A 16611-nucleotide genomic window follows, 5' to 3' on the forward strand; every position below is an offset into this window, starting at 1 on the left:
TCACGCACCCGCCTTCGCCACGGTGTTCACCGCGGCCACGATCCGGTTCAGGTCGTCCTCGGACAGCGAGGGGTGGACCGGCAGCGAGAGCACCTCGGCCGCGGCCTTCTCGGTCTCCGGCAGGTCCAGCTCACGCTGGAACGACGGGAGCCGGTGGTTCGGGATCGGGTAGTACACGCCGCAGCCGACGCCGTACTCGGTCCGCAGTGCGTTCGCGAAGCCGTCGCGGTCCTCGGTCACGCGGATCGTGTACTGGTGGTACACGTGGGTCGCCTCGGCGGCCACCGCCGGGATGCCGACGCCCTGCAGGTTCGCGTCCAGGAAGGCCGCGTTCTCCTGCCGCTGCTTCGTCCAGCCGCCGACCTTGGTCAGCTGCACCCGGCCGATCGCGGCGTGCAGGTCGGTCATCCGGTTGTTCAGGCCGACGACCTCGTTCTCGTACTGCTTCAGCATGCCCTGGTTGCGGAACAGCCGCATCCGGCGCTCGAGGTCGGCGTTCGCGACCGAGTTCATGCCGCCCTCACCGGACGTCATGTTCTTGGTCGGGTACAGGCTGAACATCGCGAACTCGCCGAAGGTACCGACCGGGGCGCCGTTCCAGGTCGCGCCGTGCGCCTGCGCGGCGTCCTCGAAGATCTGGATGCCGTGCTTGTCGGCGATCGCCTGCAGCGCGGTCATGTTCGCCGGGTGACCGAACAGGTGCACCGGCATGACGGCCTTGGTCTTCTCGGTGATCGCGGCCTCGACCGCGACCGGGTCCAGGCAGAAGTACGTCGGCTCGATGTCGGCGAACACCGGGGTGGCGCCGGTCAGCGCGACGCTGTTCGCGGTCGCGGCGAACGTGAAGGACGGGACGATGACCTCGTCACCCGGGCCGATGCCCGCGGCCAGCAGGCCCAGGTGCAGACCGGAGGTCCCGGAGTTGGTCGCGACGCACGCCCGGCCGGAGACCAGCGCTGCGCCGAACTCCTGCTCGAACGCCGCCACCTCGGGGCCCTGGGCCAGCATGCCGGACTGCATCACCCGGTCGACGGCCTCGCGCTCCTCCTTCCCGATGATCGGCTTCGCGGCCGGAATCGGCTGCACCATCAGTTCTCCTCCTGTGTTTCGTCGGCCGGCCGCAGCCGTCCGTCGGTTTCGATGTACATCTCGCCCGTGTTCGGGCACTTCCACTCGCCGTTCCCGACGTCGAGCAGCGGGACCCCCGCCTTACCGACCCACTTGAGCCGGCGTGCCGGGACCCCGGCGACCAGCGCGAAGTCTGGCACGTCCTTGGTCACCACCGCACCCGCGGCGACGGTCGCCCAGCGGCCGATGGTGACCGGGGCCACGCACACACTGCGCGCACCGAGCGAGCAGCCTTCCTTCATCGTCACCCCGACCGGTTCCCAGTCGTGCCCGCTCTTCGGCGACCCGTCCGGGTTCACCGCGCGCGGGAAGTAGTCGTTGGTGAGGACCACCGCCGGACCGATGAACACACCGTCCTCGAGGGACGCGGGCTCGTACACCAGCGCGTAGTTCTGGATCTTGCAGTTGTTGCCCATCCGGACCCCGGTCCCGACATAGGCACCGCGGCCGACGATGCAGTTCTCGCCGAGGACCGCGTTCTCGCGGATCTGGGCCAGGTGCCAGACCGACGAACCGTCGCCGATCTGGGCGCTGTCGTCGACGTCGGCGGATGGCGCGATGCGGGACGTCACAGGGTCTCCTTCGGGATGAGCCAACTTCTCAGTACTTCGGCCGAACGGCGTCCGTCGTGCAGTTCGGCCACGAAGCCGGGGCCGGCGGCTGCCCGCTCGGCGGCGGCGTCACGATCGGCGATCAGACCGGCGAGGACATCACCCAGGGTGTCTGGATCCGCCTCCACGATCGGCACCTCTCGCCCAGTCAGAGTACGCACCCGCCGGCGCACCGCGTCACCGACGTACGAAACCACGATCCGCCCAGCGGCCAGGGCCTCCGCGGCCGCCACGCCGTACAGGCCGATGTGCAGTTGATCGACAACGATGTCGGCGGCACCGATGACGGCCGGCATCTCGTGGTGCGGTACGCCGGTGATCCGCCGGTACTCGACCAGCCCACGGTCCTGGAGGTCGTTGAGGACCTCGTCGATCTCCTGCGTGCCTTTGAGTTTCGCGTTCGACGGGACGTGCGCGACGACCGGCTTCGGGCCCGCGAACAGCGGCTGCGCGGACTGCTGCCACCGCGCCGGATCGATCGCCACCGGCAACCAGGTGGCATTCGGTACGTCGTCCAGCAGGTCGACCGTGGAGACGAAGACGGGCAGGCCGAGCGACTCGACCAACTCCGCGTGCCGGCGGGCCTGCGGCTCGAGACGGTCGGTCAGCTCGTCACCCGGGGCGAACGGCGACCAACGCTCGCGCTTCGCGTGCCTGCTGGGCAGGCGGATGTCGGAGCCGTGGAAGAGCAGCGAGACGTCGATGCCCTTCGCGAGCATCGCCTCGATGTCGGGGGCCGCGTCGGAGTACCCGCGGGCACCGAAGAGCGGGCGCAGCGACTCGACCATCACGTGCGTGTAGTTGCCGAGCACATGCTGCTGCTGGGCGCGCTGCCAGCGAGGCTGACCGAACCACGCCAGCGGTACGCCGTAGTCGTCGGCGAACTGGAACTGGCCCTTGCGGTGCAGCGAGAACGAGACGGCGTCGACGTCCGGCAGGGTCTTCGCGGCCTGTGCCCAGGCGTGCCCCTGCCCGGCGGAGTTGGTCGGTCCGACCAGCATCCGCACGGGCGTCGTCGCTGCCGGCGGGAACGCCGGCAGTTGCGCGAACGAGTACCGCAAGCCGCGCAGGCGCCGCCGGACCGCTCCCGCGGTCCGGGCCAACGGCGCCGGCAGGTGCTCGCGCATCGATCGCGTCACCGTCACTGTGTCACCCATTACCTGCCGGGACCTTCAGCATGTCCAGTTCGCGGCGGGCGGCCGGGAGCCCGAGCACCACCGGGGTGCTCGCCTTCCGCTGGCCGAGGTTCCAGCCGGCCCAGATCGCGCCCGCGTCGAGTGCCACGACCACGTCGGCCTGGTCGATCGTCGCGAGCACGTCCCGACGGCTGAGCACCCGCGCCCAGTACGTCTTCCCGAGATCACTCGACGCCCGCTGCCCGCGCAGGAACTTCACCGGCGCCGACTTCTTGATTGCCGGCGGCAACATCCGCCCCGCAACCTTCCGAGCCCGCCGAGCCCGCCACTCCACAGCCTTGACCACCCGCTTGGCCCCAGTAGGCCGAGCCTTGGCCGTAGCCGGTGCGGGCTGAGGAGCGGGGTCGGGGGTGGTGGCCTGAACGCTTTCAGTCTTTTCCTCGACGACCTCAGCCGCGGCCGGTGCGATCTTCTCGTCGGCGGCGACGGCTTCGGGCTCGGCGACAGCCTCGGGGGCGATGACCGCGTCCGGCGCCTCGTCCGTGGGATCGACCGGCTCCGGCTCGACGACCGGCTGCGCCGGCATCCGCCCGGGACCGATCAGCGTGAACGTGTTGACCTTGTCGGCAACCCAAGCAGAAGGAGCAACCCACCCGACGACATCGATCGTGATGTCCTGATCCCCCAGATCCTCACGAACCTGGTCGAAGTAGGTCGGCGGCAACCGCCGCGTAGACAGCAGGACGACGTTACTCATGCGGCCACCTTCTTCACGCTGGCGGCCAGCGACTCGATCCGCGGATCCAGCTGCAGGTCCCGCCGGTACGACGCCCCGAACTCCCGCGCCTTCGCCCGGATCCCCTCGTCCGCGGTGCGCGCCGCGTGCGCCGCCTCGATCAGCGCCGCCGCGATCGCCTCCGGCGTCACGTCCGCGACCGGGAACCACAACGGATGCCCGCGCAGTACGTCGGACGCCGCGTTCTCGGGGTCGTGCACCGACACCACCGGCAACCCGGTCGCGAGGTACTCGAACACCTTGCCGCTGGTCACGTACCGCCCCTTGCCGAGCATCAGCAGCTGCGCGTCGAACTCGTCGTACGCCTTGGCGATCTCGGCCTTGCCGACCGGGCCCTCGTAGCTGACCCCGGCGTCGGCGGCGGCGTTGATCGTCGCGAGCATGTCGGCGCGCGGCTGCGCGTAGTACCCCAGGTAGCCGTGGATCTTGGCCTTCGCGCCCTCGAGCTCCGGCGACTGCTCCTTCGCGAGCTGCCAGCCCTCGACGAACTCCTTCAGCGGCACCTTCGGCGACACGGTTCCGACGTACCCGAAGACCAACGGGCGGTCGGCGACCGCGCCACGGTCCTGCGTGTCCGGCACCAGGTCCGGGTCGAACCCGTTGGCGACCGTGTGCATCTTGCTCGCCTGCGCCGGGTAGAGCTTCTCGTGCCACTCCTTGATCGGGTCGTTGACGAACCAGACCTCGCGAGCGGACTCGACCAGCTTCTTCTCCCAGCGGGCCGCGCGGCTGTTCGGCTCGTGCAGCCGGTCACCGGTGAAGACGTCCAGCAGCCAGGCGTCGCGGTAGTCCATGACGTACGGCACCTGGAACTTCTTGTGCAGGTGGTACGCCGCCGTGAACGCGACGTGCGGGTTGGCGGTGGCGACCGTCAGGTCGACCTTGTGCGCCTTGTGGATCCGCTCCGCGGCCTTCTCGATCACCGAGCGCCAGGGACCGTACCCGCTCTCCGGGAACGGGATCTGGTCCTGCTTGGTACGCCACTTGGCCCAGAGCTTCGGGTTCGCCGCCCGGCGCTTGGACCAGCGCCGCAGGTCGGCCTCGAGGATCGGCCACTCGAACGGGACCCGGACGACCTCGACGGACGGGTCGACCCGTTCCTCGAGGGTCAGGTCCGCACCGGTGAACCGGAAGAACGTGTCGCGGTCGGCCGTCAGCACGGTCACCTTCCAGCCGAGCGCGGCGAACCGGTTGGCCGTGGCCAGGGCCCGGTAGACACCGCCGCCACGGCAGGGCGGGAAGCCCCAGGCGACGTACAACAGGTGTGGGCGGTCGGTCATGCAGTTCCTCTTAAGAGATTGAGAATCGCGTCGGCCAGTTCGTCGTACGGCGTTGTGGTGGGCAGGTGTTCGGTCGCCCACTGCAGCGCATGGTCACGCAGCTTCTCCAGCTCACCCGGATCCGCGGACCAGCGCCGCAGAATCTCGGACGCCTCCGCCACCGAGTCCACCAGGACTCCGCCACCGGACTCCTCGATCACCCGGGTCTGCCGGGGCAGCCGGGTGGACAGCACGGGAAGACCGCTGGCGAGGTACTCGTAGATCTTCGACGGCATCGCTTCCACGAACGCCGGGGTGGGCTGGAGCATGGCGAGGCTCGCCCAGGCACCGTGTGCGATCCGCCAGGCGTCGGCGGGTGGCTGGCGCCCGTGCAGCCGGACGCGGCCGTCCAGGTCGGACTGCACGATCCGGGCCTCGAGCCGGTCCCGGTCCGACGGAGCGACCGGGCCGACCAGGTCGAGCGACCAGTCCGGCGCGGCGGCGACGGTCTCGACCATGTCGAACAGACCACGGCTGGTGCGTAGGTCCCCGACGTACACGGCGCGCGGGGCGCCGGTCGGTGGGGACGGGGCCAGGAAGCCGTGGTCGGGAAGGTTCTGCACCACCAGGCGGTGCTTGGCCTGGTGCGGAGCGAGGTGCGAGTCGGCGACCACGGTCAGGTCGGCGCCCGCGGCCAGCTTCGACCCGGCGCGGACGATCAGCCGGGCGGGCAGCCCGGCCGGTCCCTGCGCCCAGGCACGGTCGGCGAGCAGCCGTTCGTAGTCCTCGTGGACGTCGACGACGAGCTTGCGCCGCCGGATCGCGGTGACCAGCCGGGTGACCGGGATCATGTCCGGGTCGACCGTCATCACGACCTTGGCCTTGGTCCGCCACGGCAGGACGGCGGTGCGGGCGAGCCGCTGCACCAGGTTGCCCCGCGGACCCGCGTGCACCACGGCACCGGCCGGGCCGCCGGAAGCCTCACCGAGCCCCCACAGCTCGACCTTCAGGTCGAGGTGCTGCAGGGCCGCGGTGATCTTGTGCAGGCGCGCGTCGGCCACATCGTGACCGGTCGTGATGATGCCCACGTCCGGCGCCGTGCTGCGTGACATCTGTCAGAGGTCCTCGAGTGAGACGGCTTCTTCTTCCCCGACCTGCAGGAACTTGGTGTAGGCCTGGATGACCTCGTTGGGCTCACCACGCATCATCAGCTTGCCCTTGTGCAGCCAAATGCAGTCGTTGCACATCTCGCGGACGCTGCTCATCGCGTGGCTGACCAGGAACATGGTCCGGCTGTTCGTGACCAGCTCGGACATCTTCGCCGCGGCCTTGGTCTTGAACGACGCGTCACCGGCGGACAGCGCCTCGTCGATCATCAGGATGTCCGGGTCCATGTGCACCGCGACCGAGAACGCGAGCCGGCTGAACATGCCGGACGAGTACGTCCGCATCGGCATCTCCATGAAGTCACCGAGCTCGGCGAACTCGGCGATCTCCTCGTACCGCGCCTCGATCTCCTTGCGGCTCAGACCGGCCGCCAGACCACCGAGGACGACGTTCTCCTTGCCGGACAGCGCCGCGTTGAAGCCGACGCCCAGCGACAGCAGCGTGGAGACCCGGCCGTGTACCTCGATCCGGCCGGACGTCGGCGGCAGGATGCCGGCGATCGAACGCATCAGCGTCGACTTGCCCGCACCGTTCGCGCCGATGATGCCGATCGTGGTGCCGTGGTTGACGTCGAAGGACACGTTCTGGACGGCCTTGACCTCGCGGACCGCACGCTCGCCGCGGCCGAGCCGGACGATCGCGCTCTTGAAGGTCGGCACCCGCTCGAACGTCGTGCGGTACGTGATGGACACGTCCTGCACCTTGACCGCCGGAACATTGGACTGCGTCTTCTGCATCGGCTTCTTCTCGGTCTCAGAGACGGACAACGAAATCACGCTCCCTCGACATGAAGAACAACGCACCGACAGCGAACGCCAGCAGCGCCCAGAACCCGCCGCCGATCCACAGCTTCATATTCGGGATGTGGCCCTTGACCAGCAGGTCGGTCCAGCCGCCGAGCAGTGAATACAACGGGTTGTACTGGATGAAGCCCTTGAACTTCGCCGGGGCCTGCTCGGCGAACCACAGCACCGGGGACATGTAGAGCCAGATCCGCACGAAGTACGGCAGGAAGCTCGCGGTGTCGCGGAAGTACACCTGCAGGGCCGCGAAGATCATCCCCATGCCGGCGGCGAAGACCGTCAGCATGGCCAGGAAGACCGGGGCCAGCAGCATCTGCCAATGGAGCTTCTGCCCCATCAGCAGGTGGATGATGAGGTACACCCCGAGGGTCGGCAGGAACCGGAAGAACGCGGTCCGCACCGCCGACAACGGCAGCAGCATCCGCGGGAACGACTGGTTCAGCAGCAGCTTGCCACCGCCGACGACGCTGGCCGCGCCGGCCGTCATCGCACCGGAGAAGTAGTAGAAGGCGAACAAGCCGCCGCACATGTGCGCGAACCGCAGCCCCGCATCGACCTTGGCGCCACCACCGGCGATGATGTCGGTCAGCAGGTAATAGACCAGAGCGAGCAGCAGCGGGTTCAGCACCAGCCACACCTGGCCGAAGAAGGTGTTCGTGTGCGCGCCCCGGATGTTCGTCCGGGACATCTCCGCCGCGAACTCCCGTCGCTGCCACAGCGCCTTGAAGTACGGGCGCAGTGCCGGCAGTCCGACCTTGTGGGGTTCGTACACATGCACCGACGGGTTGAACTCCTCGTCGACGCTAGTCGCGTTCATTCAGGCGACGCCTCTCTCTGCCGGAAGTTGGATCCACGATGGCCGATCACCTGGGTTTCGGCAGTCGCCGCCAGGGGTACGACGGCATGCCACGCAGACCGGGAAGCAGAGTAGCGGATCGGTCCGCACGCCGACGACACAGCGGTCCTCCTTAGTGAGCAACGACGTACGGACGGCTACCAAACGTCGTACGCCACTGCGTCCACAACACCCGAGTCGTCCTTCGCCGATCGTTATCCGGAATATACATTTGACAGCCAGCGACGGCCAAAACGCCTTCCAGCGCACGAAAACGGCACCTGTTCCATGCTCGCCGCGCCCGGCAGTGAACAACAGTGAGCAAGGTCAAATCGCTGTCAATTCATGGGTACGACGCTACGCACCGCCGCCCGGTTGGCGTGACCTGCCACACCGGGACCGTGACAGATGTGGTCACGGTCGACCGCTGTTACTGACAGAACCCCGGGAGACGCCTCCTGGCCGGTGTGCGCCGGGCGGCGGACGTGACACGCAACATCACATCCACGCTCCCCATGGACAGCCTCACCATCCATGGAACACCACTCGGCATCTCCCGGGGTTCCACCGTCGATCCGGCGGCACGTCCGCACTGGGCGGTGGCGAATACGCTGCGTGCCGGATCAGCGGGCACGATGACCAGGGCGGCGGTCATCGCGCCTGGGACCTGGCGGGCGCCAAGCCCCCTCGTCCGTCCCCAGAGATGCTGCGGACGCCGGCAGGTGCGCGCAGCAGGTGTGGGGGCGGACCGGAGACCGGTGGAGGACAGCGCGGCACGGGATCCCCGCAAGGACCCCCGCACGCTGGGGACGGCACCCGCGCGAACGGTGGCGGCACACGGCGGAACCGGTCGCATCGGGCGTCCTCCTCATCGGCCTCACGATTGGAGAGATGCCACAGTTTGTACACCCTCAGGCACAGCCGGTGATGGCACGGAAGTGCGAGGGCACCGATGCGCCGGGATCGAGACCCAACCGAAACAGGCTCCGCTGACGGGACAGTGAACACACGCCAGAATTGGAACAGCAGCCCGGCGGCGCTCAGGTGGTCCGTCGCCGGGCTGCTGGACCTCAATTCTCGCGCAGGACCGCGCGAGAATGGTGGCCAGATGGTGACACGGCACAAGAATGCTGACAGGACAACAAATATCGCTGCACGCATATGCGCCGACACGGACGGTGCCGACGGCACTGGATCGGCCCCTTTAACCTGGAAGGGCGGTAGCGGACGGTGACAGTACTCGGAAGGGAGGGGAGAGTCGTGAGCGTGACGGACACGGAGCGTGCTGATCATTTGAAGGTGCTCGGACTCAACGACGACGAGGTCAAGATCTACCAGCACCTGCTGCGGACCGGCCCGTCGTCGATCACCGAACTCGACGAGGCGGTCCCCGACCGGGAGCACTCGATCGACGCGGCGCTCGGCGGACTGGTGCAGGCCGGTCTGGCCCGGCGGTCGGGATCGGACCACTCCCGTTTCCTCCCGGTCCCGCCGGACGCCGGCCTGGAAGCGATGACGCTACGTCGCGAGTCCGAGCTGAAGCAGGCCCGGATCGAGGTCCTGAACGCGTACGACGAGTTCCGCCGGACCGTGCACAACGAGTCGACCGCGCACCTGATCGAGGTGGTCACCGGCAGCGCGATCGTCGAGCGGATCCACCAGATCAAGGGCGGTGTGCAGCGCGAGATCCTCGCGATCGACTCCCCGCCGTACTACATCGGCGGCCCGAACCAGGAGGAGATCGACCACCTCAAGCGAGGCGTCTCCTACCGGGTCGTGTACTCACCGGAGTCGGTCGAGGTGCCGGGGTACCTGACCGAGAACATCCTGCCCTGCGTGGAGGCGGGTGAGCAGGCGCGGGTGCTGCCCGACGTACCGGCGAAGCTGACGATCATCGACGGCTCGATCGCGTTCGTGTCGATGTCGGCCCGCGACACCGACGTGAACCGGTCGCTGCTGATCATCCGGCCGAGCAGCCTGCTGTCGGCGTTGATCGGCATGTTCGAGCTCTGCTGGCGCAACGCGCTGCCGTTGCACGCGTCGGTGGGGACCGAGGACGACCGCCTGGAGCCGATCGAGCGCCGCCTGCTAGCACTCCTCGCGACGGGCGCTGCGGACGACACCATCGCCCGTACGCTCGGCATCAGCCGCCGGACGTTCTTCCGCTACCTGGAGCGCCTGATGAACCGCACGGGCGCCAGCACGCGCTTCCAGCTCGCCCTCCACGCAGCGCGGGAGAACTGGCTGTAGAACGTACAGAAGGGCCCGCACGCGATTCTGTGCGGGCCCTTCGTCGTACCAGCGTCAGGAGACGGCGGGCGTGAACTCCTTGGCGACGACCTCGGCGATCTGGGCCGTGTTGAGCGCGGCGCCCTTGCGCAGGTTGTCGCCACAGACGAACAGCTCCAACGCGTTCGGGTCGTCGAGCGACTTGCGGATCCGGCCGACCCAGGTCGGGTCGGTGCCGACCACATCGGCCGGCGTCGGGAACTCCCCCTCGGCCGGGTTGTCGAACAGCAGTACGCCGGGCGCGTCCCGCAGTACCTCACGGGCCCCGTCGGCGTCGACCTCCTGGACGAACCGGGCGTGCACGGACAGAGAGTGAGTGGTCACGACCGGAACCCGCACGCAGGTCGCCGACACCTTCAGATCCGGCAGCCCGAGAATCTTCCGGGACTCGTTGCGGACCTTCAGCTCCTCCGACGACCAGCCGTCGTCCTTCAACGAGCCGGCCCACGGTACGACGTTCAGCGCCAGCGGGGCCGGGAACGGGCCGAGGTCGTTACCGACCACCCGGCGGACGTCACCCGGCGAGCTACCCAGCTCACGATTGCCGGCCACCTTGGTGAGCTGGTCGTACAGCGCGTCGATCCCGGACTGACCAGCACCCGACGCGGCCTGGTACGACGCCACGACCAGCTGCTCGAGCTCGTACCGGTGGTGCAGCGCACCCATCGCGACGATCATCGACAGCGTCGTGCAGTTCGGGTTGGAGATGATGCCCTTCGGCCGGTTCCGGGCCGCCTCGGCGTTCACCTCCGGGACCACCAGCGGCACGTCCGGGTCCATCCGGAACGCGCCCGAGTTGTCCACCACGACGGCACCCTTGGCGGCCGCGATCGGCGCCCAGTGCGCGGACACCTCGTCCGGTACGTCGAACATCGCCACGTCGATGCCGTCGAAGGCGTCCTCGCTGATCGCGACGACCTCGACCTGCTCGCCGCGGACCGACAGCTGCTTACCCGCGGAGCGCTCGGAGGCGATCAGCCGGATCTCGCCCCAGACGTTCTGCCTGGTCGAGAGCAGGGTCAGCATCACCGATCCGACGGCACCGGTCGCACCGACCACCGCCAGCGAGGGCAGACCCGCCCGGTCCTCGATCGTGTTCTCCACAGCGCTCACAGGGGTCACCGTCCAGTTCCTCCGTACACGACAGCCTGGGTGTGCTCGTCGTCCAGATCGAATGCGGTGTGCGCCGCGGTCACGGCAGCATCCACCAGGTTCTCGTCCACGACCACCGAGATCCGGATCTCCGACGTGGAGATCATCTCGATGTTCACGCCGGCATCGGCCAGCGCCGAGAAGAACTTCGCAGAAACGCCCGGGTGCGAGCGCATTCCGACACCGACCACCGAGACCTTGCCGATCTGGTCGTCGTACAGCAACTGCTCGTAGCCCACCTCGTCCTTCATCCGGGCCAGCGCGGACATCGCCCGGGCGCCGTCGACGCGCGGCAGCGTGAAGGAGATGTCGGTGCGGTTGGTGGAGACCGCGGACACGTTCTGCACGATCATGTCGATGTTGGTCTCGGCGCCGGCGACGGTCTCGAAGATCCGGGCCGCCTCACCGGGCTTGTCCGGCACACCGACAACCGTGATCTTGGCCTCGTTGCGGTCCTGGACCACTCCGGAGATGATCGCCTGTTCCATCTGATTCAGTTCCTCCGCATCGACGACCCAGGTGCCTTCCTTCTGCGAGAAGGACGAGCGCACATGGACGGGGACGTTGTAGCGCCGCGCGTACTCCACGCAGCGCAGGTGCAGCACCTTCGCGCCGCAGGCGGCCATCTCGAGCATCTCCTCGTAGGAGATCTTCGGGATGTGCTTGGCGGCCGGCACGATCCGCGGGTCCGCGGTGAAGATGCCGTCCACGTCGGTGTAGATCTCGCAGTAGTCCGCCTCGAGCGCGGCGGCCAGCGCCACCGCGGTGGTGTCCGAGGCGCCGCGGCCCATCGTGGTGATGTCCTTGGTGTCCTGGGCGACGCCCTGGAAACCGGCCACGATCGCGACGTGGCCATCGGCCAGCGCGTCCTCGATCCGGCCCGGCGTGATGTCGATGATCCGCGCGTTGCCGTGCGCGGACGTGGTGATCACGCCGGCCTGCGAGCCGGTGAAGCTGCGCGCCTCGTAGCCCAGGTTCGCGATCGCCATCGCCAGCAGCGCGGCGGAGATCCGCTCACCCGAGGTGAGCAGCATGTCCAGCTCGCGCGGCGGGGGCAGCGGAGAGACCTGCTGGGCCAGGTCCATCAGTTCGTCGGTGGTGTCACCCATGGCGGAGATGACCACCACCACGTCGTTCCCGGCCTTCTTAGTCGCGACGATCCGTTGGGCCACGCGCTTGATGCAATCGGCGTCGGCGACCGAAGAACCGCCGTACTTGTGTACGACGCGTCCCACAGTGTTTCTCCTCAAACCACTGGTTGCGGTACGCCGTGCGGCGTTGCACCAGGCGTAGTCTCGCGGTCATTCTAGCCGTGACCTGACCGTTGCCTACCGGCCGACCAGCACCCGGGCCGGCCCGTCCTGCAGATCACTGTCAGTACCGGAAGGTTCCCCGGGACCGGCCGTCGCCAACCGCAAACCGTCCGGCGACTTGTTCATATAAGTCATCACTGAAATACTTGTGCGGTGCACGCGTTCGACATTCTCGGCGATCCGGTCCGGCGCCGGATCCTGGAGCTGCTCGCCGACGGTGAGCTGCCGGCCGGCAGCATCGCCGGCACGATCGGCGCCGAGTTCGGGATCAGCCAGCCGGCGGTGTCCCAGCACCTGCGCGTACTGCGGGACAACGGCTTCGCGACCGTGACCGTCGACGGCACCCGGCGGCTGTACGCCGTCGACCCGGGCCCGCTGCGCGAGATCGACACCTGGCTGGACCGGTACCGGAAGTTCTGGATCAACCGCCTCGACGCCCTCGAGACCGAGCTGCACCGCGGCCGCCGAAAGTCCTGAAACCTTCCGCCCGCGCAATGCATCTGGCTAGGTATGCGGAACATCGTCGCCAAGCTGTGCATGTCCGAGGACGGGATCGTCGAGCGGCCCGAGCAGTGGCTGACCGACGCGCGCCCGGCGCTCGGCCTGCTGACAGCCGGAACCCGGACCGTGCTCTTCGGCCGCCGGACCTTCGAGCGGTACGCCGGTTCGCTCGCCGGGCTCGAGCACACCCGGAACCTCGTGGTCAGCTCCCGTCCCGTGGTCGCCCGCCCCGGCACCGAACTCCTGCAGGGCGACACCCGCCGGGTGCTCACCGCCCTGAAGTCGGTGCCCGGTGAGGATCTGCACATCTTCGGCAGCCTGACGCTCGTCCGCGCGCTGCTGCGCTGGCGACTGATCGACGAGTTCTCGCTGCTCATCCACCCGGTCGCCGCGGGTCGCGGCATGCTGCTCGATCGCCGGCCGCTGCGGTTGATCTCGATGTGCGCCCGCGACGGCGGCGTACTGGAGGCGAACTACAGCGTCCGCTACGCCGCAACCGCCGTACCCTCGACGGCGCTCGTCTCGAGCGGCCGGTGGGGCGGGACCCGCAGCAGGGACAGGGTCGCGAGTACGGCGAGGCCCGCGGTCAGGACCCACGCGTAACGCACGCCGCCGGCCTCCACGGCCGCACCGGCGACAGCCGAACCCACCGCGGAACCGACCATGCCGCCGCTCTGCGTCCACCCGAAGATCTCGGTGTGGGCGGAGGTCGGGGTGAGCGCACCGATGCGTTCGTACAGCGCGGCGACGGTCGGCGCGATCATGCATCCGGCGGCGAACATCCCGATCCCCAGCGCGACCACCGAGCCCGCCGCGAAGATGCAGGCCGTGACCAGCGCGGCGAACACCAGCATCCGGCGCCACACGGCCGAGGTGTGATTGCCCGGCAACGCGCCACCGATCACACCGCCGGTCACACTGCCGATCGCGGCCACTGTTTCCAGGACGCCTGCGATCAGGCGGTTCCCGTGCTCGTCGGCGACGGCGACCATGCCGAGCGACATCGACGCGAAGCCCATCACCAGGCAGGCCCACGCGACGAGGATCGCCGTACGGTGCGGATGGAAGACGAGCTGCCAGGCGGTCGGACGCGGGCCGTTGCTGTCGTCGTGCGGTACCCCGGCCTGCTGCTTCAGACCGAACCACCAGATCGCGGCGGCCGCCGTCACCGCACACGCCAAGAGGCCCGCGCGCGGACTGGCGAAACTGACCATCAGAGCGCCGAGCATCGGACCGAAAACGAACAGGAGCTCCTGTGCGGTGGCGTCCAGTGAGTAGACGGCACGCAGCCGAGAGCCGTGCACGATGCGGGGCCAGTTGGCGCGGAGTGCCGAGGTGACGGGCGCTACGAAGACACCGGCCAGCGCAGCCGCGATCGGCAGCACACGAAACCAGCTGTACGGCAGGAGGGCGAGGACCGCCATCCACAGCCCCCAGGCCATGCCGGTGCCGATGACGACCTTGCGCGCGCCCCTGCGGTCGGCCATCCGGGACCAGACCACGCTGGCGACCGCCGTACCGACCGAGTAGGCACCCGCGACCACGCCGGCCCAGCCGAAGCTGCCGCCGGCGTCCTTGGCCAGGAACGACAACGGGACCATCGTCGCCAGCACCGGCATCCGCGCGACCAACGCCGAGGCGAGCAGGGACATCACGCCGTGGGTCTTCCACAGGTCGCGGTACGCCGTCAGGTCCATGGGCCGCATTCTCTCCTGACAACGATGTACACCGCCTCAGGAATTCTCCCTATCTCATTTGTCGGCGGTCTATGCGAACATATGTTCGTGTCGGTCATCGGCGGGGCGAACATCCTGCATGCCGATCTGGACGCGTTCTACGCGTCGGTCGAGCAGCGCGACGACCCACGCCTGCGCGGCCGGCCGGTGATCGTCGGCGCCGGGGTGGTCCTCGCCTGCAGCTACGAGGCCAAGGCGTTCGGCGTCCGGACCGCGATGAACGGCGGGCAGGCGTTGCGGCGCTGCCCCGGCGCGATCATCGTCGAGCCGCGGATGTCGGCGTACTCCGAGGCCAGCAAAGCGGTGTTCAAGGTCTTCGAGGACACCACGCCACTCGTCGAGGGCCTGTCGATCGACGAAGCGTTCCTGGACGTCGGCGGCCTGCGCAAGATCCGCGGTACGCCGCTGGAGATCGCGCAACGCCTGCGCGCCGAGGTGCTGTCGAGGGTCGGGCTGCCGATCACCGTCGGGGTGGCGCGGACGAAGTTCCTGGCGAAGGTCGCGAGTGGGGTCGCGAAGCCGAACGGGCTGCTCGAGGTCGCGCCGCATCGGGAGCTCGAATTCCTGCACCCGTTGGACGTCTCGCGACTGTGGGGCGTCGGTGAGGTGACCGCGGAGAAGCTGCGCAGTCGCGGGCTGACGAAGGTCGGCGACGTCGCGATGCTGCCCGAGGCGGCGCTGGTCGCGATGCTCGGGCGGGCGTCCGGGCGGCATCTGCACGCGCTCGCCCACAACCGCGATCCGCGGCCGATCGAGGTCGGGCGCCGGCGGCGGTCGATCGGTTCGCAACGGGCTCTTGGCCGCTCACCGAAGTCACCGGCGACGCTGGATGCCGTACTGGCCGGGTTGGTCGACAGAGTGACGCGGCGGATGCGTTCGGCGGGGCGCTCCGGGCGGACCGTCACGCTCCGGCTGCGGTTCGACGACTTCACGCGAGCGACGCGGTCGCATACGTTGCCCCAGGCAACGGATCAGACGCGGGCGATCCTGCTCACCGCCCGCGCCCTGCTGCGCGCGGCCCAGCCGCTGATCACCGCGCAAGGTCTCACCATGATCGGCATCTCGGTCGGCAACCTCGAAAACGAGGCGGCCCTCCAACTCGCCCTCCCCTTCGACAAGGCCGCCAACAACGAACTCGACTCCGCCCTCGACCAGGTCAAGGACAAGTTCGGCACCAACGCCATCACCCGAGGAATCCTCCTCGGCAAAAAACCAGCCCTCGAAATGCCAATGCTCCCGGACTAGCCTCCCCACCACCCCACCCGCCCCACTGGGCCCGACCACACTGGGCCCGAGCCACTGGGCCACGCAGATGCACCCCACCATCTGCTCCACCCGCCCCGCCCAGCAGGACCAATCCGCCCTACCTACCCGAGCCGCACGCTTCGCACAATGCGCCCGGCCCGGCAGCCGCTGCGCACCGCTCCGCCCGGTCCGCCACGCCCACGCACTCCACCCGGTCCGCCGCGTCCGCCGATCGGGCAAAGTGAAGGGTTGCCCCATCAACTGGCGGGTTGCCCCCTCGTATTTCGCCGGGGCAACCCACCAACTCAGGGGGCAACCCCCGACACGGCGTTGGCTGGTACGAGCTGCCGTGGCCGGCGCCGGCGCACCACCTGAGGGCGGCCCGAAGTTCCTTGACCTCGGCGAACTGAAGGGCTGCCCCATCAACTGGCCGGTTGCCCCCTCGTATTTCGGCGGGGCAACCGACCAGTTCAGGGGGCAACCCCCGACACGGCCTGGGGCTAGTACTAGCCGCCGCGGCGAGGACCGGCACACCACCTGAGAGCGGCCCGAAGTTCCTTGACCTCGGCGAACTGAAGGGCTGCCCCATCAACTGGCCGGTTGCCCCCTCGTATTTCGGCGGGGCAACCGACCAGTTCAG

At 68.7% G+C, this 16611-nt stretch carries 15 protein-coding genes; 4 read left to right on the forward strand and 11 right to left on the reverse strand.

What is annotated here, in order from left to right; translation table 11 throughout:
* The 8 genes from ACFYRH_RS03030 to ACFYRH_RS03065 are packed head-to-tail and all read right to left on the reverse strand — an operon-like array spanning position 1 to position 7717.
* Positions 1-1092, reverse strand: coding sequence for a DegT/DnrJ/EryC1/StrS family aminotransferase (locus ACFYRH_RS03030; protein ID WP_387771697.1), 1092 nt, complete (start codon positions 1090-1092; stop codon positions 1-3).
* Positions 1089-1700 (reverse strand): acyltransferase, encoded by a 612-nt coding sequence (locus ACFYRH_RS03035; RefSeq protein ID WP_387767166.1) that lies wholly within the window; start codon positions 1698-1700, stop codon positions 1089-1091. Before ACFYRH_RS03035 ends, ACFYRH_RS03030 begins: the two co-directional genes overlap by 4 nt.
* A complete protein-coding gene (locus ACFYRH_RS03040) occupies positions 1697-2896 on the reverse strand; it encodes a hypothetical protein (protein WP_387767168.1) in 1200 nt (399 codons plus the stop codon). Before ACFYRH_RS03040 ends, ACFYRH_RS03035 begins: the two co-directional genes overlap by 4 nt.
* Positions 2889-3632: a hypothetical protein gene (locus ACFYRH_RS03045; protein ID WP_387767171.1), complete on the reverse strand. Its 744-nt coding sequence runs from the start codon at positions 3630-3632 to the stop codon at positions 2889-2891. The genes ACFYRH_RS03040 and ACFYRH_RS03045 overlap by 8 nt, the downstream gene beginning before the upstream one ends.
* A complete protein-coding gene (locus ACFYRH_RS03050) occupies positions 3629-4951 on the reverse strand; it encodes a glycosyltransferase (protein WP_387767174.1) in 1323 nt (440 codons plus the stop codon). The genes ACFYRH_RS03045 and ACFYRH_RS03050 overlap by 4 nt, the downstream gene beginning before the upstream one ends.
* The gene (locus ACFYRH_RS03055) at positions 4948-6042 is read right to left on the reverse strand and encodes a glycosyltransferase (RefSeq protein ID WP_387767177.1); all 1095 of its coding nucleotides are present in this window, start codon (positions 6040-6042) and stop codon (positions 4948-4950) included. The genes ACFYRH_RS03050 and ACFYRH_RS03055 overlap by 4 nt, the downstream gene beginning before the upstream one ends.
* Before the next feature lie 3 nt (positions 6043-6045).
* Positions 6046-6864, reverse strand: a complete 819-nt coding sequence (locus ACFYRH_RS03060; protein ID WP_387767180.1) for an ABC transporter ATP-binding protein — start codon at positions 6862-6864, stop codon at positions 6046-6048.
* A complete protein-coding gene (locus ACFYRH_RS03065) occupies positions 6851-7717 on the reverse strand; it encodes an ABC transporter permease (protein WP_387767183.1) in 867 nt (288 codons plus the stop codon). Before ACFYRH_RS03065 ends, ACFYRH_RS03060 begins: the two co-directional genes overlap by 14 nt.
* 1284 nt (positions 7718-9001) lie before the next feature.
* Between ACFYRH_RS03065 and ACFYRH_RS03070 the strand changes: the two genes are divergently transcribed.
* Positions 9002-9985, forward strand: a complete 984-nt coding sequence (locus ACFYRH_RS03070) for a helix-turn-helix domain-containing protein (protein WP_387767186.1) — start codon at positions 9002-9004, stop codon at positions 9983-9985.
* Between the two features lie 54 nt (positions 9986-10039).
* Here the strand turns inward: ACFYRH_RS03070 and ACFYRH_RS03075 are convergent, their stop codons facing one another.
* Complete coding sequence (locus ACFYRH_RS03075; RefSeq protein WP_387767189.1) at positions 10040-11137, reverse strand: aspartate-semialdehyde dehydrogenase; 1098 nt, start codon at positions 11135-11137, stop codon at positions 10040-10042.
* A gap of 5 nt (positions 11138-11142) precedes the next feature.
* Positions 11143-12411: an aspartate kinase gene (locus ACFYRH_RS03080; RefSeq protein ID WP_387767192.1), complete on the reverse strand. Its 1269-nt coding sequence runs from the start codon at positions 12409-12411 to the stop codon at positions 11143-11145.
* Positions 12412-12642: 231 nt separating this feature from the next.
* Between ACFYRH_RS03080 and ACFYRH_RS03085 the strand changes: the two genes are divergently transcribed.
* Both ACFYRH_RS03085 and ACFYRH_RS03090 read left to right on the forward strand, forming a co-directional pair.
* Positions 12643-12966 carry an ArsR/SmtB family transcription factor gene (locus tag ACFYRH_RS03085; protein ID WP_387767195.1) on the forward strand — a complete coding sequence of 108 codons (324 nt, stop codon included), beginning with the start codon at positions 12643-12645 and terminating at the stop codon, positions 12964-12966.
* 33 nt (positions 12967-12999) lie between these two features.
* The gene (locus ACFYRH_RS03090) at positions 13000-13593 is read left to right on the forward strand and encodes a dihydrofolate reductase family protein (RefSeq protein WP_387767198.1); all 594 of its coding nucleotides are present in this window, start codon (positions 13000-13002) and stop codon (positions 13591-13593) included.
* On the opposite strand, the gene ACFYRH_RS03095 is transcribed toward ACFYRH_RS03090, so the two are convergent.
* Entirely contained in the window at positions 13476-14687 is a 1212-nt protein-coding gene (locus ACFYRH_RS03095) for an MFS transporter (RefSeq protein ID WP_387767201.1), read from the reverse strand. The two genes, ACFYRH_RS03090 and ACFYRH_RS03095, sit on opposite strands and share 118 nt — an antisense overlap.
* Positions 14688-14768: 81 nt before the next feature.
* On the opposite strand from ACFYRH_RS03095, the gene dinB reads away from it, so the two are divergent.
* Positions 14769-15971 carry a DNA polymerase IV gene (gene dinB / locus ACFYRH_RS03100; protein WP_387767204.1) on the forward strand — a complete coding sequence of 401 codons (1203 nt, stop codon included), beginning with the start codon at positions 14769-14771 and terminating at the stop codon, positions 15969-15971.
* Positions 15972-16611: the final 640 nt, after the last annotated feature.

The sequence above is a fragment of the Kribbella sp. NPDC004875 genome (genome assembly GCF_042873375.1).
Taxonomy (GTDB): domain Bacteria; phylum Actinomycetota; class Actinomycetes; order Propionibacteriales; family Kribbellaceae; genus Kribbella.